Source organism: Serratia sp. SA088, assembly GCF_049065515.1.
Taxonomy (GTDB): domain Bacteria; phylum Pseudomonadota; class Gammaproteobacteria; order Enterobacterales; family Enterobacteriaceae; genus Serratia; species Serratia nematodiphila.
Genome location: NZ_JBAKGW010000004.1, coordinates 206199 through 224226, shown reverse-complemented (window position 1 = coordinate 224226; position 18028 = coordinate 206199). Strand labels below are relative to the sequence as shown.

Here is an 18028-nt window from a genome sequence, read left to right as displayed (position 1 = left end):
CCTAATTTAGTGAGACTCATGCTTTACTAGCGGTTCCAGGCGCTCCGCCATCCAGGTGGCGATAAACGGCTGAGCGTCCCCATTGGGGTGCAATCCGTCATCCTGCATCCATTCCGGCTTCACCACCACCTGTTCCATATAGAACGGCAGCAGCGGAATGTTGAACTGCTTGGCCAGCGCCGGGTAGACGGCGCTGAACGCCTCGGTGTAGCGGCGGCCGTAGTTAGGCGGGATGCGGATCTGCATCAGCAGCGGCTGCGCGCCGGCCTGCTGCACCCGCGTGATGATTTGGCCGAGATCGCGCTGTACGTCCTGCGCCGGGAAGCCGCGCAGGCCGTCGTTGGCGCCCAGCTCGATCAGCACCCAGCGCGGCTGATGCTGTTTCAGCAGCGCGGGCAGACGCGCCAGCCCCTGCGCGGCGGTGTCGCCGCTGATGCTGGCGTTGACCAGTTGCGGCGCGCCCGGTTTTTTCTGCCACTGTTCGGCCAACAGCGTCGGCCAGGCCCGCTCGATCGGCAGGCGATAGCCGGCGCTTAAACTGTCGCCCAAAATCAATAAGGTATCGGCGGCGGCAGCGCGTAAACTGAATAATCCCAACAGCAAAAGGAAGGGAAGATGCCAGCGGAAAACGTTCTTGAAGTTCATCATCTTAGTAAACACGTTGGTCAAGGTGAGCATCAGCTCACCATCCTTACCGGAGTCGAGCTGCTTGTCAAACCCGCGCAGACGATCGCCCTGATCGGCGAATCCGGATCGGGGAAATCGACCTTGCTGGGCATTTTGGCCGGGCTGGACGACGGCAGCGAGGGCGAGGTGCGTTTGCTCGGCGAGTCGCTGACCGCGCTGGACGAAGAAGGCCGCGCCGCGCTGCGCGCCAGGAACGTCGGCTTCGTGTTTCAGTCGTTCATGTTGGTGCCGACGCTGAACGCGCTGGAGAACGTGCAGCTGCCGGCGCTGCTGCGCGGCGAGAGCGACAGGCAGAGTCGCGAGCAGGCGGTGCAGTTACTGGAACAGTTGGGGCTGGGCAAACGTCTCGATCACCTGCCGGCGCAGCTGTCCGGCGGCGAGCAGCAGCGCGTGGCGCTGGCGCGCGCCTTCAGCGGCCGGCCGCGGGTGCTGTTCGCCGATGAACCGACCGGCAACCTCGATCGTCAGACCGGCGATCGCATCGCCGACCTGCTGTTCTCTCTCAACCGCGATTTCGATACCACCCTGATCCTGGTGACCCATGACGAAACCCTGGCGGCGCGCTGCCAGCGGCGGCTGCGGCTGCGTGAAGGCAAACTGTGGGAGGAAGCATGATCTGGCGCTGGTTCTGGCGCGAATGGCGCTCGCCGTCGCTGCTGATCGTGTGGCTGGCGCTGACGCTCTCCGTCGCCTGCGTGCTGGCGCTGGGCAGCATCAGCGATCGCATGGACAAAGGGCTCAGCCAGCAGAGCCGCGATTTTATCGCCGGCGATCGGGTGCTGCGCAGCGCGCATCCTGTGCCGGACGGCTGGCTGCTGGACGCGCAGCAGCAGGGGCTGAAGGTGAGCCGTCAGCTGTCGTTCACCACCATGACCTATGCCGGCGATCGGCCGCAGCTGGCGGACGTGAAAGCCACCGATATGGTCTATCCGCTGTACGGCAAGCTGGAAACGCGCCCGGCCAACATCAAACCCGAACCGGGCAGCGTGCTGGTGGCGCCGCGCTTGCTGGCGCTGCTGAACGTGAAAGTGGGGGATTCGCTGGAGGTGGGCGACACTACGCTGCGCATCGCCGGTGAAATCGTTCAGGAGCCGGACGCCGGCTTCAATCCGTTCCAGACCGCGCCGCGCATCATGATCAACCTGGCGGACGTCGATAAGACCGGCGCAGTACAGCCGGGCAGCCGCCTGACCTACCGTTATATGTTCGCCGGCGCCGAGCCGGATATTCAGCGTTACGAAGCGCGGCTGACGCCGCAGTTGACGCCGGATCAGCGCTGGTTCGGGCTGCAGGAATCCGGCAGCGCGCTCGGCAAGTCGCTGCAGCGATCCCAACAGTTCCTGCTGCTGTCGGCGCTGCTGACGCTGCTGTTGTCGATCGCCGCCGTGGCGGTGGCGATGAGCCACTATTGCCGCAGCCGTTACGATCTGATTGCGGTGCTGAAAACCCTCGGCGCCGGGCGCGGCGCGCTGCGCAAATTGATCGTCGGCCAGTGGCTGGCGGTGATGACGCTGGCGGCGGCGTGCGGCGGGGCGATCGGGCTGGCGTTTGAGGCGTTGCTGATCCGCCTGCTGAAGCCGGTATTACCGGCTGCATTGCCTGCCGCCGGCGCCTGGCCGTGGCTGTGGGCGCTCGGCGCGCTGGTGCTGATCTCGCTGCTGGTCGGGCTGCGGCCGTATCGCCAGCTGTTGGCCACCCAGCCGCTGCGGGTGCTGCGCCGCGACGTGACGGCCAACGTCTGGCCACTGCGCTACTTCCTGCCGGTGACGGCGGCGATCGTGGTGGCGCTGTTGGTGGCGCTGATGGGGGCCAGCACGCTGCTGTGGGCGATCCTGGCTGGCATGGCGGTGCTGGCGCTGCTGCTGGGCGGCATCGGCTGGGGCAGCCTGCTGTTGCTGCGCCGCATCACGCTCAAGAGCCTGGCGCTGCGGCTGGCGGTCAACCGCCTGCTGCACCAGCCGTGGGTGACCATCAGCCAGCTGGCGGCGTTCTCGCTGTCGTTCATGCTGTTGGCGCTGTTGCTGGTGCTGCGCGGCGATCTGCTCGAACGCTGGCAGCAACAGCTGCCGCCGGACAGCCCGAACTATTTCCTGCTCAATATGACCGAGGCGCAGGTGCCGCAGGTGAAAACCTTCCTGCAGCAGCACCAGATCAAGCCGGAAACTTATTATCCGATCGTCCGGGTGCGCCTGACCGAGATAAACCAGCAGGTGGCGACCGAGCGGGTGCATGAAGACGATCCGGGCGGCGAGGCGGTGAACCGTGAGCTGAACCTGACCTGGCTGGCTGAACTGCCGGATCACAATCCGCTGGTGGCGGGCAATTGGCCGCCGAAAACCGGTGAGGTTTCAATGGATGAAGGCATCGCCGGGCGGCTGAAGATCAAGCTGGGCGACACGCTGACCTTCAGCGGCGATACCCAGGCGTTCAGCGCCAAAGTCACCAGCCTGCGCCAGGTGGATTGGGAAAGCCTGAAGCCGAACTTTTACTTTATCTTCCCGCCGGGCGCATTGGACGGCCAGCCGCAGACCTGGCTCACCAGCTTCCGCTACGACGGCGACGGCCAGATGCTGACCCAGCTCAACCGTCAGTTCCCGACGCTCAGTCTGCTGGACATCGGCGCGATCCTGAAACAGGTGGGCGGCGTGCTGCAGCAGGTCAGCCGCGCGCTGGAGGTGATGGTGGTGCTGGTGGTGCTGTGTGGCGGCCTATTGCTGCTGGCGCAGGTGCAGGTCGGCATGCGTCAGCGCCGTCAGGAGCTGGTGGTGTACCGTACGCTGGGGGCCGGCAAACGGCTGCTGCGCCGCACGCTGTGGTGCGAGTTTGCTCTGCTGGGGCTGGTGGCGGGCATCGCGGCGGCGGTGGGCGCCGAGGCGGCACTGTGGCTGCTGCAGAGCCGGGTGTTTGACTTCCCGTGGACGCCGACGCCGGTGCTGTGGTGGGCGCTGCCGCTGGCCAGCGCGCTGCTGCTGTCGCTGTGCGGCGGCTGGCTGGGCGTGCGCCTGCTGCGCGGCAAGGCGCTGTTCCGCAGTTATGAGGGGTGATAGTCAGGTTGTGAAGGGATAGAAATAGTGGGTTCAGGATGTTGAACCCACTATTTTTTCGTCGGTAATGGGCATTATTTATTTGTGATTTTTGAACGGAAATTTTGAGTTAAATTTAACCTATCATTATGATAGCTGGCGTGCACTTCCAAATTTTTTATTAATTGGTATGGTCTGATTGATTCAGTTTTGGCTGGCTTTTAATGTCTTTGTTATATTTCTTCCATATTTTATTGGCTTTCTGAATCTGTAATTTAACTCTTAATGAGGATGGGATAAACCCTCTTCTGGTACTGTATTATCATTAAAAAGGATAATGTAATGATAAATAGCTATGTGACCAATGATTATAATTTCCGTTTTGCCAGGAAGTCGCTGTGCATTGCTTTGACATCGTTTCTTTTAAGTTCTTCGGTGATGGCGGAAACGCTGACCAGAGATAATGGTGCACCGGTAGGCGATAACCAAAACTCGCAAACAGCAGGCTCTAATGGGCCGGTATTATTGCAGGATGTTCAGCTGCTGCAAAAATTGCAACGCTTTGATCGTGAACGTATCCCAGAACGGGTCGTGCATGCACGGGGGACCGGTGCTTTTGGCGTGTTCACGCCAACCGCTGATATTTCCGATCTTACCGTCGCTGAAGTGTTTAAAATGGGCTCGACGACGCCGGTATTCGTGCGTTTTTCCAGCGTGGTGCATGGCAATCACTCGCCGGAAACATTGCGCGATCCGCATGGTTTTGCTACCAAATTTTATACTGCGCAGGGAAATTGGGATTTGGTGGGTAATAACTTCCCAACGTTCTTCATTCGCGACGCCATAAAATTCCCGGATATGGTACATGCCTTTAAACCGGATCCACGCACCAATCTTGACGATGACTCGCGACGCTTCGACTTTTTCTCCCACGTGCCGGAAGCGACCCGGACCTTAACGCTGTTGTATTCAAATGAAGGAACTCCTGCCTCGTATAGAAATATGGATGGCAACGGCGTTCATGCTTATAAATTCGTTAATGGCAACGGAGAGGTTCATTATGTGAAGTTCCACTGGAAAACGTTGCAAGGGATCAAAAATCTCGATCCCGCTCAGGTCGAAGCGGTACAGGGTAAGGATTACAGTCATCTGACACAGGATTTGGTAACGGCAATCAATCGGGGCGACTACCCGAAATGGGATCTCTATATCCAGGTATTAAAGCCCGAGGAGCTGAAAAACTTCGATTTCGACCCGCTTGATGCAACCAAGATATGGCCGGACGTTCCCGAGCGTAAAATCGGCCAGATGGTGTTGAACAGGAATCCAAACAACGTTTTCCAGCAAACGGAGCAAGTCGCCATGGCGCCGTCGAACCTGGTGCCGGGGATTGAACCGTCGGAAGATAAGCTCTTGCAGGGGAGGCTATTCGCTTATGCGGACACTCAAATGTATCGTCTTGGCGCGAACGGTTTAAGTTTGCCGATCAACCAGCCGAGGGTCGCGGTCAATAACGGCAACCAGGACGGTAACTTGAATTATGGCGATACCCAGGATTTAGGCGTGAATTATCAGCCGAGCCGACGTTATCCGCGAGAAGAGTTGGCATCCGCACGATACAGCAGCGCGCCGCTCAGTGGTGTGACGACGCAAAGCAAAATCCAGCGTGAGCAGAACTTCCGGCAGGCAGGGGAACTTTATCGGTCCTATAGCGCAAAAGAGAAGGATGATCTGGTGAACAGTCTCGGGACGTCACTGGCATCGGCCGATGCGGAGAGTAAAAATATTATGCTTTCCTACTTTTACAAAGCCGATAAGGATTACGGATCGCGCTTGGCCGCGGTTGCTAAAGGTAATTTGGCCGAGGTGAAAAAACTGGCGGACAAGTTGTCGGACTGATCAGACGACCTTCGAGCGCCCGGTTAATAGGCTCACCGGGCGTTCATGTAAAGAGGTGAAAATGTTTATCATCAAAAAGGCCATTTTATTCTGGCTGAGTGCCGTACTGTTTTTTTCATGGCCTGCACATGCCGACGATACCGATCCGACGCTTTCACAACTCAATCATTATCTCTGGGAGGGAGCCAGAAAAGGCGACATTGCAGTGATTAACACCCTAATCGATGGCGGATTTAATCTCGATACCGCCGATGAGAAGGGGTACACGGCCATCATTCTGGCGGCCTACCATGGCCATGATGATGTGGTGCAAGCCCTGCTTGCGGCCGGGGCAGATCCCTGCCTGCGCGACAAGCGTGGCAATAGCGCCTTGATGGGCGCGGTATTCAAAGGTGAGTTAACCGTGGCTCGCCGCTTGATCCGCGCTGATTGCAATGTCAATCAACGCAATCAGGCAGGACAAACCGCGGCAATGTACGCTGCTTTGTTCCAACGGAAAGAGTTGCTGCGTGAGTTAAGCAATAAAGGTGCTGACATGAAACTGGTCGATGATGCGGGTAACAATGTTGAGGCGTTGTCGAAGGGAACGATCAGGACAAGCCGCTAGGCTGTGATATTAAAAATCAGGGTTCACGGGGTTGAACCCTGATTTTTATTGGATGTTTAGGCCAGCTTCTGCTGTGCCCAGGCCAGCCCGCTTTGGTATTCGCCCGGCAGCAGCGGTGCCAGCGCCTGCAGCGCCTGGCGCAGATCGGCGGCGTTCGGGTCGTTCAGATTGAGGTGGCCGACCTTGCGGCCCGGGCGCACCTCTTTCTCATACCAGTGCAGGTGCACCAGCGGCAGCGACAGCCACTGTTCGTTGACGGCGGTGCCGATCAGGTTGACCATCACCGACGGCGTGCTCACTACCGGCTGCGGCAGCGGCAGGCCGAGGATGGCGCGCAGGTGCAGCTCGAACTGGCTGATGGACGCGCCGTTTTGCGTCCAGTGGCCGCTGTTGTGCACGCGCGGCGCCAGTTCGTTGATCAGCAGCCGATCGCCGACGATAAAGCACTCCATCGCCATCACGCCGACGTAGTTCAGCTCGTTCAGGATCGCCGCCAGCATCTGCTCGGCCTGTTGCTGCAGCGCCGGGTTGGGCTGCGGCAGCGCCACACTGGTGCGCAGGATGCCGTCTTCATGCAGGTTGTGGGTCAGCGGGTAGAATACCGAACGGCCGTCGTGGCCGCGCGCGCCCACCAGCGACACTTCGCCGGAGAAATTGATGCCTTGCTCGACGATGCACTCGCCATAGGCGTCGGCCGGCAGTTCGGCTTCCTGGCCCGGGCGCAAGCGCCACTGGCCGCGGCCGTCATAGCCACCGACCCGGCGTTTGACGATCGCCAGTTCGCCCAGCGAAGCGAACACTTGCGGCCATTCGGCGGCGCCCGCCAGCAATTGCCACGGCGAGGTCGCCAGGCCGAGCTGATCGAGCAGCTGTTTTTGCGTCAGGCGATCGGCCAGACGCGGGAAAATGTCGCGGTTGACGAAGGCGCTGTGGGTCGCCAGTTCGCGCGTCAGCGCGGTTTCCGGCCAGCGTTCGATCTCGGCGGTAATGACGCTGTTCTGATACGGCACTGCCTCGGGTTCGGCATCGATGCCGACAGGATAGACGGCGATGCCCAGTGGTTCGCCGGCCTGGCGCAGCATGCGCCCCAGCTGGCCGTTGCCCAGTACGCAAACCGGCTTCATGCGTCCTCCCGCGGATCGGGGTGGTTCAAAACGTCTTCAGTCTGCGCCTGACGCCAGTCTGCCAAACGCTGCGCCAGCGCGGCGTCGTGCAGCGCCAGGATCTGCATCGCCAGCAGCCCGGCGTTGGCGGCGCCGGCTTTGCCGATCGCCAGCGTCCCCACCGGAATGCCGCGCGGCATCTGCACGATGGAGTAGAGGCTGTCTACGCCGCTCAGCGCGGCACTTTGCACCGGCACACCCAGCACCGGCACCAGGGTTTTCGCCGCCAGCATGCCCGGCAGATGCGCCGCACCGCCGGCGCCGGCGATGATCACGTCAAAGCCGTTGGCGGCAGCCTGCTCGGCGAAGCTGAACAGCTTGTCCGGCGTGCGGTGAGCGGAAACGACTTCGACATGGAAGGGGACATCGAGTTGGGTCAGGACTTCGGCGGCGAACTGCATGGTGGCCCAGTCACTTTTCGATCCCATTACAATTGCGATTTTAGCCCCGGCATTGGCGGCTGAAGCGGCGTTGGCTCCCATGGGTGTAAGGCTCCTGTGATTTGTCTGGCGTCGGCTGAGGGCCGAATGAGGGCGTAGAGCATACCATGAGCGCACGGCGAGGAAAACGGTTGCGTCGCCGGTTTTCACCGGCGAAAGCGCGAATTTTCACTCGCGCGCCTGCGCGGAACTCAGAATGGGAATTGGATCAGCTCGACGGCGTCGGCGCTGACTTTGATCATCGATCCTTCGACGTGCCAGGCGCCCAGCACCGCGCGATGGGCTTCGCCGTTGCTCAGCGCCAGCCGGTGCACCGCTGGGCGATGGGTATGGCCGTGGATCATCCAGTGCACGTCGTGGCGCAGCATCGTTTGCTCGACCGCCTGCGGGTTGACGTCCATGATGGCTTCCGACTTGTACTGGTTGGATTGCTGGCTGCGGGCGCGCATGTTGGCGGCGATCTTCAGTCGCCAGCGCAGCGGCAGCGCGAGGAACAATTTTTGAATCAGCGGGTTGTGCACTTTACGGCGGAATTGCTGATAGGCTTGATCGTCGGTGCACAGGGTGTCGCCGTGCAGGATCAGGATCCTGCGGCCGTACAGCTCCAGCACTTTTTCTTCCGGCAGCAGCTGCATGCCGCTGGCGCGGGCGAAGCGCTTGCCGAGCAGAAAATCGCGGTTGCCGTGGATGAAATAGCAGGGCACGCCGGCCTGTTGCAGCGCTTTGAGCGCCGCGGCGATCTCCGCGTGCAGCGGCTCGGGATCGTCGTCGCCGATCCAGGCTTCAAACAGGTCGCCGAGGATGTACAGCGCGTCGGCGTGCACCGCTTCGCGCCGTAAAAAACGCAGAAAACCGGCAGTGATTGCCGGTTCCTGTGCGCACAAGTGCAGATCTGCGATGAACAGCGTACTCATGCAGCCGCGATTACTCGCTGACGGTCACGCTGTTGATGACGACGTCTTCTACCGGTACGTCCTGGTGCATGCCGCTGCGGCCGGTTTTCACGCCTTTGATCTTGTTGACCACGTCCATTCCTTCAACCACTTCAGCGAACACGCAGTAGCCCCAGCCCTGCACGTTTTCGCCGCGGAAGTTCAGGAAGTCGTTGTCAGCCACGTTGATGAAGAACTGTGCGGTGGCGGAGTGCGGATCGTTGGTGCGCGCCATTGCCAGGGTGCCGATGGTGTTTTTCAGACCGTTGTTGGCTTCGTTCTTGATGGTCGCGTTAGTCGCTTTCTGGTTCATGCCCGGTTCGAAACCGCCGCCCTGGATCATGAAGCCGTTGATCACACGGTGGAAGATGGTGTTGTCGTAGAAACCGGCGCGGCAGTAGTTCAGGAAGTTTTCAACGGTAACCGGCGCTTTGTCAGCAAAGGTCCTGATAACGATATCGCCGTGATTGGTGTGGAAAGTAACCATAGTTTTAATCCTAACAAGGTGAAGTGAGACGTCACGTAAAGCGAGTGAACATTCAGACCGCCCTTATAACATATCCGCCCCAGCGAGTCAGCAGCGGCTCAACCGCGCACTGTCTGTGGTAATTGCATTTGTGTTATATTATAACAATTGTGCCAACCGGCGAATTTCGCGCATTTTATTCGCGTGAAGTCAGCAAAGCTTGGCCTTAACCTTGCAATAGATCAGGCTTCAGGTTTCAATACGCTACCGGGCGTAAAACCTGAAGCCCGGTTATCTTTTTTGTTATCACGCACACCACGGAATCTCCCGATGCTAAAGATTTTTAATACCCTGAGTCGTCAAAAAGAGGAATTCAAACCCATTCATGCCGGGAAAGTGGGCATGTACGTGTGCGGGGTAACCATCTATGACCTGTGTCACATCGGCCACGGTCGTACCTTTGTCGCTTTCGACGTGGTGGCGCGTTATCTGCGCTATCTCGGCTATTCGCTGAACTACGTGCGCAACGTCACCGACGTAGACGACAAAATCATTCGCCGCGCGGCGGAAAATCATGAGACCTGCGACCAGCTGACCGAACGCATGCTGGCGGAAATGCATGCCGACTTCGACGCGCTGCTGATCGATCGCCCGGATCAAGAGCCGCGCGCAACCCAGCACATCGCCGAGATCATCGAGATCACGCAGCGTCTTATCGATCGCGATCACGCTTACGTGGCCAGCAACGGCGACGTGATGTTCTCCATCGACAGCGATCCGCAATACGGCCTGCTGTCGCGTCAGGATCTGGATCAGCTGCAGGCCGGCGCGCGCGTGGAGATCGACGACGTGAAGCGTAACCCGATGGACTTCGTGCTGTGGAAAATGTCCAAGCCGGGCGAGCCGAGCTGGCAGTCGCCGTGGGGGCCGGGTCGTCCGGGCTGGCATATCGAATGCTCCGCCATGAACTGCAAACAGCTGGGCACCCACTTCGACATCCACGGCGGCGGTTCCGATCTGATGTTCCCGCACCACGAGAACGAGATCGCGCAGTCGAGCTGCGCCCACGACGGCCCGTACGTCAATTACTGGATGCACTCCGGCATGGTGATGATCGACAAAGAGAAGATGTCCAAATCGCTGGATAACTTCTTCACCATCCGCGACGTGCTCGGCCATTACGATGCGGAGACGGTGCGTTACTTCCTGATGTCCGGGCACTATCGCAGCCAGCTGAACTACAGCGAAGAGAACCTTAAGCAGGCGCGCACCGCGCTGGAGCGCCTCTATACCGCGCTGCGTGGCACCGACGCCGATGCCGCGCCGACCGGCGGTGAAGCGTTCGAAGCCCGCTTCCGCGAAGCGATGGACGACGACTTCAACACTCCGGAAGCCTACTCGGCGCTGTTCGATCTGGCGCGCGAAGTTAACCGCCTGAAGAGCGAAGACATGGCGGCGGCCAACGGCATGGCGGCGGAGCTGCGCAAGCTGGCGAAAGTGCTCGGCCTGCTGCAGCAGGAGCCGGAGCAGTTCCTGCAAGGGGGCGCACAGGTTGACGACGGTGAAGTGGCGGAGATCGAAGCGCTGATCAAACAGCGTAACGAAGCGCGTGCCGCCAAGGACTGGGCGCTGGCGGACGCCGCTCGCGATCGCTTGAACGAGATGAACATCGTGCTGGAAGACGGGCCGCAGGGCACCACCTGGCGCCGTAAGTAAGCCGGCCGAAGTGAAAACAAAAAAGGCGCTGAATTCAGCGCCTTTTTCTATGGCTGCAGGTTAGGGTTTAACCATGACCTTGCCGCCGTTGAACTCCACCACCTGATCGGCGACGATCTTGCAGCGCTTGCGGGTTTCGACCTTGCCGTCGACTTTCACCAGCCCTTCGGCGATGACTTCTTTGGCGGCGCCGCCGCTTTCACACCAGCCCTGGAACTTCAGCAGATCGCACAGTTCGACGTGGGGATGATTGTCCAGATTGAAAATTTCCATACTGCCTTACTTATTTAGGTTGAACGTCGTGATATTCCTCGCAGGCCTGCAAGGTATTTTGGATCAGTGTAGCCACGGTCATCGGGCCAACGCCACCCGGCACCGGGGTGATGTAGGCGGCGCGCTCGCTGGCGGCGTCGAAATCGACATCGCCCACCACTTTACCGCTTTCCAGACGGTTGATGCCGACGTCCACCACGATGGCGCCCGGTTTGATCCAGTCGCCCGGGATGAAGCCCGGTTTACCGACCGCCACCACCAGCAGATCGGCGTTCTCGACGTGGTGACGCAGATTTTTGGTGAAACGGTGGGTGACGGTGGTGGTGCAGCCGGCCAGCAGCAGCTCCATGCTCATCGGGCGGCCGACGATGTTGGAGGCGCCGACCACCACGGCGTTCAGGCCGTAGGTATCGATGTTATAACGCTCCAGCAGGGTGACGATGCCGCGCGGCGTGCATGGGCGCAGCTTGGGCGCGCGCTGGCACAGGCGGCCGACGTTGTACGGGTGGAAGCCGTCGACGTCTTTGTCCGGATGGATGCGTTCCAGCACCTTGACGTTATCGATGCCGGCCGGCAGCGGCAGCTGCACCAGAATGCCGTCGATTTCCTCATCGGCGTTCAGCTGGTCGATCAGCGCCAGCAGTTCGGCCTCACTGGTGGCAGCGGGCAGATCGTAGGAGCGGGAAAGGAAGCCGACTTCATCGCAGGCGCGGCGCTTGCTGGCGACGTAAATTTGCGAAGCCGGGTTCTCGCCGACCAGCACAACCGCCAGGCCTGGGGCGCGTTTGCCGGCCGCCAGACGTTGTTTCACTTGCTCAGCCACTTCGTTTCTAACCTGCTGCGCAATCGTTTTACCATCAATAATCTTTGCTGACATCAGTGTGGAAATCCATCAATTAAGAAAAGCGGGGATGCCGCTATTCTGGCAGAAGCTGAGCGCGCTGTCAGGCGCAGAATCACCCTCGCCGCCGTTGGCGAGGCCGATTTACGCTTTTTTTATGCCGGCTTCAGGAACCTCTACGCCATTTTTACCGGCATTTGCATACGCTGGGGCCATACACAGGGCGAAAGAGGGCAGGATCATGAGAGCGATAACCCGGCTTTATCCGTTGCATCACCAGCCTGGCGAGCAACCGGCGCAGCCTAAACATGTGGGCGAGACGGTGTTCGATTCTTCGCTGCATCCGGTGGACAGTGAGCAACTCACCGCGCTGCATCAGCTCGGCAAGCATGAGGCGGCGCCGTTGTGGCGGGCACGCCTGAATGCGCTGTGGCGGAAGTTATGCGTATGAAGGGCTGCGCCTGGGCAGGCTGCACGCTGTTGCTGGTTTGGGCATCGGGGAGCCAGGCTTCTTTAAACAGCGCACGCGCTGACGCCGCATGGGTTGAAAACGTGGCGGCGACTTGCAACACACGGGTGATTGAGCATGCCGATTGGGGGGACATTGCCGCAGTGGTTATGTCTGCTCGCCTCTGCCAGCGGCGGGACAACGGGCGGCAAGGGCGTGAGCACGCGCCGATTTACGTAGGCGCCGGGCTGGCTCAGCGTAACGGCGCCCGTTGACGAGAACCCTCGCCGCGCGGGCGCTGGTGGAAAAAACGCCATAAAGCACGGCCGCCGCCGTAACGTCATGAAAAGGCATTGACTCGCTAACCTCTGACCGTATAATCGCAACCCGCAGCCGCAGGTTGCCGCATCTCAATGCGCCCTTAGCTCAGTTGGATAGAGCAACGGCCTTCTAAGCCGTAGGTCATAGGTTCGAATCCTATAGGGCGTGCCATTAACACTTCTCCTGATGTCTACTACAGTCCATAAATCCCCCGTATTTCTGCAAGTTCTCGATTATTCCTATGTCTGCTCGCATTTATTGATAGCACTTCTTATTTTATTGTATTGGGATATTGTTATCAGGTATATGACGTACAGATGTCCTAAATAATCGACGCGTAGAGAGGCCTAACTCTTATCTCAAATATGACAAGAATAATGTCAGTATTTTATTTCGTGATTTTTCGACCTGACTCTACTTAGACACCCGATCATTTAGACGAGAGAAGGATTAACTCAGTACACGATATGAATGGGAAGAATTTTTCCATGATGATTAACTTGTTATATTATTTTTGTCATTGTGCTTCATTTTTATTTTTCCGGGAGAGATGCCATAGCATTTTTTGAAGCTCCTAATAAAGGATTGTTGAGTCTTGAATCCTACAGCACAAGAAACAGCAAATACGGATAATTTTGTTGTAGAAAGCAAGTTATAAGATTTTTTTAATTTTCTTTCAAGAATATAGTCACCAAGGTTTTTTCCCGTATGTTTCTTGAATAACCTTTGAAAGTGCCAGTTTGAATAGCCTGATACCTTGGAAATGTCTGCAAGACTGATGCGATGTTCAAGGTTGTTTTCTATCCAACTCATGATCTCTGTGGTGATTTTTTTTTGAAAGCAAGTGTTTTCTTTCATGATATGCCTGAGTCATATTTTCAATTGATTATGCGTTTTTTTTAATTAATTTATTTTAAATCTAATTATTGCAATTGAGTTTTTTTTAAGGAAGTTGGATTAAAGGGCTTAGCATATGCTGCCCTTTGTGATGTCATCATGCTTAGCGCATTGTTTCTTTATATGATAAAACAAGTGCGCAGGTTGAAAAAATAAATCCAACCGCCCAAAAAAGAGGCCCTAAAATCCCTGGCCAAATAGGCGTGTAACCAGGAATTAGAATGTAAATAATAAAGCCAATATCAGTGGCGCTGACAACGGCTAAATTTATCCACCATCCTCTTATGTCATTGCGCCAATTCAAGAAAATAGACGTCAAGGCAGCGCAAAGTGCAAAGCAAAATAAATTCCATGCATCTTGTTCTACTCGCCCACTTGCCATTCCTGGTGGCATGCTATCGCCTAATTTATAAACTCCCCAGGCAGCTTGAAAATGTAGAAGAGCCCAGATGAAATAAGCAATAGCCCCCCCTTTGGCGAACCAGGAAGATAAGTCTTTTTTCTGCATTGTCATGATACCTCAAGTTTGTTAATTATCGATCATCAACTGTTGACGGCATTCCTATTTACCACTCACTGCTTTTTAAAACTCTGGCTGGGTAGTGTAATAAATATATTTTCTTTTGTTGCTAGTGTTTTAAATGTATTATATGAGTCTGGAAGTATGGCTAATTATTTCTGACAAAAACAATCCGATTGAAAAACGTCCTGTGTTCGCTGGTTTTTTTTGATGATGCAATGATGTGACTGAGGATATAGTTTTTAATCAGGTTATATCCTCAATCGTTATATCGCTCTCCCTGTATCAAATTTCCACTGTCGAACCACTGGGATCGGCTTTGATATGGTAGGTTCCACTCTCGCGAAAACTTCGTACTGTGGCGAAGGTATCTTCCATGAACTGTACGAAAGTTAACTTACCGCCCTTGGCGCGAGCCAAAATCGAGAGGGGGGAGGTGACAGTCTTACCCAAAACAGTAGAGCGATAAGTAAAATAACCGAAGACGGCAGCACCGTCGGCATTCTCAAAAGTGTCCTGTAATTCGAATGCCAGTGTAGACCAGTAGGCGTTCACATCCTTGAAGGTCTGGACCAAGCCTTCGGTTCCTGCTGTCGTCCCTGCCCAAGGCATGATGGCTTTTAGTTCCGGATGTTCATAATTGAGTGAAACATAGATGAAATTGTCCGCCGTAAATTGGCGGACATGCTCGAGATCCGCGGGTTTTTTCAGAAGGTCCAGCAGGAGAGACAAAGGGCTGCTGAACGTGGCCGGTTTCGCGAGGCTAGCAGCCTGCGCTTCTTTTATGTTAGCGATTTTCTTGTAGACGTTTGACATGGTCTCCCCTTATTCCGGGAACGGCACGCTGAAGTGTGCCGTTCCCTTCAATAATCAATCTTCTGCTAAGACAATTCTCTTGTCTTTTCCAATATGGTGCGCTGAATCGCCGAGTATGGTTGGCAGGCCGGACAGTGTTGACACGACGGCCAGAGGATTCTTCAACCAGCAATTTGCCAACCGCATTTTAGCCTTTGAAATCTTTCTCTGGATTAAAGCCGTCCCAGTTCTCGAATACGTCCATGAAACCAGGAACGGTCTCTTGGCGAGCCCAGTCTCGCTGCAGCTCGCACCAGAGCTGTGTCTTGGAAATCAGTTTGCCACCCGCTTGTTCGACGCGGCGTAGAGCCAACTCATGAGCCGCTACTGAAGTTCCGCCGATGGCGTCGGCGACGACATAGACCTCGTACCCTTCCCTGAGTGCATCCAGAGCGGGGAAGGCCAGGCAGACTTCGGTCCAGAGTGCCGTCATGATCAACTTCCGCCGTCCAGTTGCCTGCACTGCCTGCTTGAATTCGACGTCTTCCCAGGCATTAACCGTCGTACGATCAATAACGGGGTCATTAGGGAGTAGCGCCATGATCTCTTTAATTGGCGGTTTGTTTAAGCCCGTCGCAATATTTACCGCCGAATGAATAATAGGTACGTTATAATTCTTCACAGCTTTAATGCTATGGGTGATGTTGAAAACCAATTCCTTTTGGTCCATCGAACGGATCGAACTCACCTGAATGGGTTGATAGTCGATCACGATGAACACGCAGTTCTCAGGGGTCAGGAGGTGGTCAGCCTTAGGATCACGGATAGATTCACTGGTCATTAGATAACTCTCTTTCACGTTACAGATTAGGTTAGACTCATCGCAATCGCGATAGGCCAAAGAAGGGATCTCAACATCGCCTTCAATGAAAGCAATCTTAATTGGGTCATGTAATTGTGAGATATCATGCTAAGTCGATACAGCGGACCCGACAATCCCAATTCCGGAGAACATATTGTTCTCATTTTTGGGCTGTGAGAGTAGATCGTAACTTTAGTTGGGTGGGTTTAAGTCCTCGTCATTCACCCAGTCCTATCGCTGTACTTAAATAAGAGAACACAGTGTTCTTTTATTGAGGCTTTCTAATTTTTGTAGAGGAGGTAATGTTTGTCCTTTGTGGGGAGAAAGAACCGTCAGCACAAACGAACATTGTCATCTGCAGTAACGACAGTCATTCCATTGCAAAAAGCGAGTAGATCATGACCCATATCATTGGAATTTCAGGAAGTCTTCGCAGCGCTTCCTTTAACCATTCACTTCTTCAGGCTGCTGTGCAATTGGCACCCGAGAGCGTGACTCTGGATGTTCGTCGAATCAATGGGATACCGCTTTATGATGCTGATGTTGAAGTTAAATCTGGCATTCCCGCTTCTGTTGTCGAATTGAAGGAGGCGATCGCGGTAGCCGATGGCGTGCTCCTTGCCACCCCTGAGTACAATAATGGTATTCCAGGGGTATTCAAAAACGCCATTGATTGGGTTTCGCGTCCAGACAGCGATATACGACGCGTTTTCGGCGGAAAACCTTTCGCCTTGATTGGTGCATCGCCGGGGGGATTTGGCACAATCCTATCTCAGGAAGCTTGGCTACCCGTGTTGCGAGCACTTGGAACCCGACCTTGGTTCGGCGGACGGCTTCTCGTTTCCCACGCCAACCAACAATTCGACGTCGATGGCAATCTGACCGACGAGTCGACGCGTCTTCGCTTGGAGGGATTCTTGAGTGGGTTCGTGGAGTTTATTCGTTCGAACGAGCCTTCCATCCGTTAGAGAGTATCGCGCTACCCTGGATCCAGCAGCGCCTGCGCATAATACATTTTTCGGCATCGTCTGACGTGGGGGGCGGAAAGCGTGCGTCTCGATGCCGTTCCTCGAGAGGAATAGCGGTCGCTAAGTGATGCCGTATCATTGTGATTGACATATTTGGAATTGAAAAGGTTGCGGAAGCATGGCCGATCGCTTTGAGGAACTGAAAACTTATATTGCTGTTGTTGAGGCTGGCGGTTTTGCGGCGGCTTCAAAGCGCTTGGCCTTGGCTAAATCTGCGATCAGTCGCCGCATACGAGATTTGGAAATTCGGCTTGGTGCCCCGTTGCTGAACCGGAGCACCCGACAGATCCATCTGACGGACACAGGGCTGAAGTTTTATGAGCAAGCCAAACGCATACTGACTGAGTTGAATGAGGCTGAAAATGCCGTTGGAGGGCGACATAACGATTTACAAGGGCGGTTGCGAATCGCCGCTCCCGTTTCGCTGACCGTACATTGCCTTAGCCGGGTGGTTGGTCAATTTATCGAGGCGAATCCGAATCTGGCACTGGAGTTTGATGCCGACGACAAGATGGTTGACATCATTCGTGATGGATTTGATCTCGCCATCAGGATTTCTAAATTGCGCGACTCTTCCTTGGTAGCCAGGCGGATCACAACCATTCGCCATGTCTGTTGCGCGAGCCCGTCTTTGCTAGATCGGTACGGTCGTCCAAATAGAGTGGAAGACTTGGCGGCATTGCCGGGCATTCGCTATAGCAACGTTGAAGAAAGTTATTATTGGCGCTTTGCTGGCGGTCATACGCCAATGGTGAAATCGCGGCTCTGTTTTTCCAACGGTGATGCTGTTCGTGAGGCCGCCATCGCGGGTTTGGGGATCGCTATGTTGCCCACTTTCATCGCGCATGAGGCGATCAGAAAAGGTGAGCTCGAAGTTGTATTACGTGAGTATATGCGTCCTCCCATTGGTATGTATGCGGTTTTTCCTTCATCACAAAACATGCCTGCGAAAATGCGCGCATTCATTGATTTTTTACTTGCTAATTTCAGTGATGAGCCTTTTTGGGATCGCGATATATTGACCAATGAGAGATGAATCGCTTTGAAAAGAAGGCGTTTGCTTGAAAGTCGAATTACTTTAGCCGTTATGCTGCCGTCTCTCTGAATGAG

Annotated in this window: 19 protein-coding genes and 1 tRNA gene; 9 read left to right on the top strand and 11 right to left on the bottom strand. The window is 55.9% G+C overall.

From position 1 onward, the window contains the following. Window positions 1–6 precede the first annotated feature (6 nt). Window positions 7–645: a multifunctional acyl-CoA thioesterase I/protease I/lysophospholipase L1 gene (gene tesA / locus ACOWVD_RS12740; RefSeq protein ID WP_161545168.1), complete on the bottom strand. Its 639-nt coding sequence runs from the start codon at window positions 643–645 to the stop codon at window positions 7–9. On the opposite strand from tesA, the gene ybbA reads away from it, so the two are divergent. The 4 genes from ybbA to ACOWVD_RS12720 all read left to right on the top strand — a co-directional run bounded on the left by ybbA (window position 616) and on the right by ACOWVD_RS12720 (window position 6216). Further along, window positions 616–1302: a putative ABC transporter ATP-binding protein YbbA gene (ybbA, locus tag ACOWVD_RS12735; protein ID WP_004940192.1), complete on the top strand. Its 687-nt coding sequence runs from the start codon at window positions 616–618 to the stop codon at window positions 1300–1302. The genes tesA and ybbA overlap by 30 nt on opposite strands. Then, window positions 1299–3731, top strand: coding sequence for a putative ABC transporter permease subunit YbbP (gene ybbP / locus ACOWVD_RS12730; RefSeq protein WP_421105663.1), 2433 nt, complete (start codon window positions 1299–1301; stop codon window positions 3729–3731). Before ybbA ends, ybbP begins: the two co-directional genes overlap by 4 nt. Before the next feature lie 417 nt (window positions 3732–4148). Continuing rightward, window positions 4149–5609: a catalase KatB gene (gene katB, locus ACOWVD_RS12725; protein ID WP_306377746.1), complete on the top strand. Its 1461-nt coding sequence runs from the start codon at window positions 4149–4151 to the stop codon at window positions 5607–5609. A gap of 61 nt (window positions 5610–5670) precedes the next feature. Beyond that, window positions 5671–6216, top strand: a complete 546-nt coding sequence (locus ACOWVD_RS12720) for an ankyrin repeat domain-containing protein (protein ID WP_197798653.1) — start codon at window positions 5671–5673, stop codon at window positions 6214–6216. 56 nt (window positions 6217–6272) lie between these two features. Here the strand turns inward: ACOWVD_RS12720 and purK are convergent, their stop codons facing one another. The 4 genes from purK to ppiB form a co-directional block, all read right to left on the bottom strand. Beyond that, on the bottom strand, window positions 6273–7340 hold the full coding sequence (gene purK / locus ACOWVD_RS12715) for a 5-(carboxyamino)imidazole ribonucleotide synthase (protein ID WP_049242728.1): 1068 nt from the start codon (window positions 7338–7340) through the stop codon (window positions 6273–6275). Then, window positions 7337–7861, bottom strand: a complete 525-nt coding sequence (purE, locus tag ACOWVD_RS12710; protein WP_004940188.1) for a 5-(carboxyamino)imidazole ribonucleotide mutase — start codon at window positions 7859–7861, stop codon at window positions 7337–7339. The genes purK and purE overlap by 4 nt, the downstream gene beginning before the upstream one ends. A 149-nt stretch (window positions 7862–8010) precedes the next feature. Continuing rightward, entirely contained in the window at window positions 8011–8733 is a 723-nt protein-coding gene (locus ACOWVD_RS12705) for a UDP-2,3-diacylglucosamine diphosphatase (RefSeq protein WP_015376912.1), read from the bottom strand. A 10-nt stretch (window positions 8734–8743) separates the two neighbouring features. After that, the gene (gene ppiB, locus ACOWVD_RS12700) at window positions 8744–9238 is read right to left on the bottom strand and encodes a peptidylprolyl isomerase B (protein WP_164095483.1); all 495 of its coding nucleotides are present in this window, start codon (window positions 9236–9238) and stop codon (window positions 8744–8746) included. 309 nt (window positions 9239–9547) lie between these two features. Between ppiB and cysS the strand changes: the two genes are divergently transcribed. Then, complete coding sequence (gene cysS, locus ACOWVD_RS12695; protein ID WP_049242724.1) at window positions 9548–10933, top strand: cysteine--tRNA ligase; 1386 nt, start codon at window positions 9548–9550, stop codon at window positions 10931–10933. Window positions 10934–10993: 60 nt separating this feature from the next. Here the strand turns inward: cysS and ybcJ are convergent, their stop codons facing one another. Continuing rightward, window positions 10994–11206 (bottom strand): ribosome-associated protein YbcJ, encoded by a 213-nt coding sequence (ybcJ, locus tag ACOWVD_RS12690; protein ID WP_015376914.1) that lies wholly within the window; start codon window positions 11204–11206, stop codon window positions 10994–10996. 10 nt (window positions 11207–11216) lie between these two features. Further along, complete coding sequence (folD, locus tag ACOWVD_RS12685) at window positions 11217–12083, bottom strand: bifunctional methylenetetrahydrofolate dehydrogenase/methenyltetrahydrofolate cyclohydrolase FolD (RefSeq protein ID WP_004940177.1); 867 nt, start codon at window positions 12081–12083, stop codon at window positions 11217–11219. Between the two features lie 205 nt (window positions 12084–12288). On the opposite strand from folD, the gene ACOWVD_RS12680 reads away from it, so the two are divergent. Together ACOWVD_RS12680 and ACOWVD_RS12675 are read left to right on the top strand one after the other, a co-directional pair. Next, on the top strand, window positions 12289–12498 hold the full coding sequence (locus ACOWVD_RS12680) for a hypothetical protein (RefSeq protein ID WP_049242723.1): 210 nt from the start codon (window positions 12289–12291) through the stop codon (window positions 12496–12498). Window positions 12499–12910: 412 nt separating this feature from the next. Then, window positions 12911–12987: transfer RNA gene (locus ACOWVD_RS12675), tRNA-Arg, on the top strand. Between the two features lie 324 nt (window positions 12988–13311). Here the strand turns inward: ACOWVD_RS12675 and ACOWVD_RS12670 are convergent. From ACOWVD_RS12670 to ACOWVD_RS12655, 4 genes are all read right to left on the bottom strand, one after another. Further along, a complete protein-coding gene (locus ACOWVD_RS12670) occupies window positions 13312–13674 on the bottom strand; it encodes a helix-turn-helix domain-containing protein (RefSeq protein WP_197763889.1) in 363 nt (120 codons plus the stop codon). Between the two features lie 142 nt (window positions 13675–13816). Further along, window positions 13817–14221 carry a hypothetical protein gene (locus ACOWVD_RS12665; RefSeq protein ID WP_164095847.1) on the bottom strand — a complete coding sequence of 135 codons (405 nt, stop codon included), beginning with the start codon at window positions 14219–14221 and terminating at the stop codon, window positions 13817–13819. A 297-nt stretch (window positions 14222–14518) separates the two neighbouring features. Then, entirely contained in the window at window positions 14519–15049 is a 531-nt protein-coding gene (locus tag ACOWVD_RS12660) for a nuclear transport factor 2 family protein (protein WP_197763890.1), read from the bottom strand. A gap of 187 nt (window positions 15050–15236) precedes the next feature. Next, the gene (locus tag ACOWVD_RS12655) at window positions 15237–15869 is read right to left on the bottom strand and encodes a hydrolase (RefSeq protein WP_033634142.1); all 633 of its coding nucleotides are present in this window, start codon (window positions 15867–15869) and stop codon (window positions 15237–15239) included. A gap of 419 nt (window positions 15870–16288) precedes the next feature. On the opposite strand from ACOWVD_RS12655, the gene ACOWVD_RS12650 reads away from it, so the two are divergent. Further along, window positions 16289–16858: an NADPH-dependent FMN reductase gene (locus tag ACOWVD_RS12650; RefSeq protein ID WP_033633947.1), complete on the top strand. Its 570-nt coding sequence runs from the start codon at window positions 16289–16291 to the stop codon at window positions 16856–16858. Between the two features lie 178 nt (window positions 16859–17036). Continuing rightward, window positions 17037–17954 (top strand): LysR family transcriptional regulator, encoded by a 918-nt coding sequence (locus tag ACOWVD_RS12645; RefSeq protein ID WP_049242720.1) that lies wholly within the window; start codon window positions 17037–17039, stop codon window positions 17952–17954. Window positions 17955–18028: the final 74 nt, after the last annotated feature.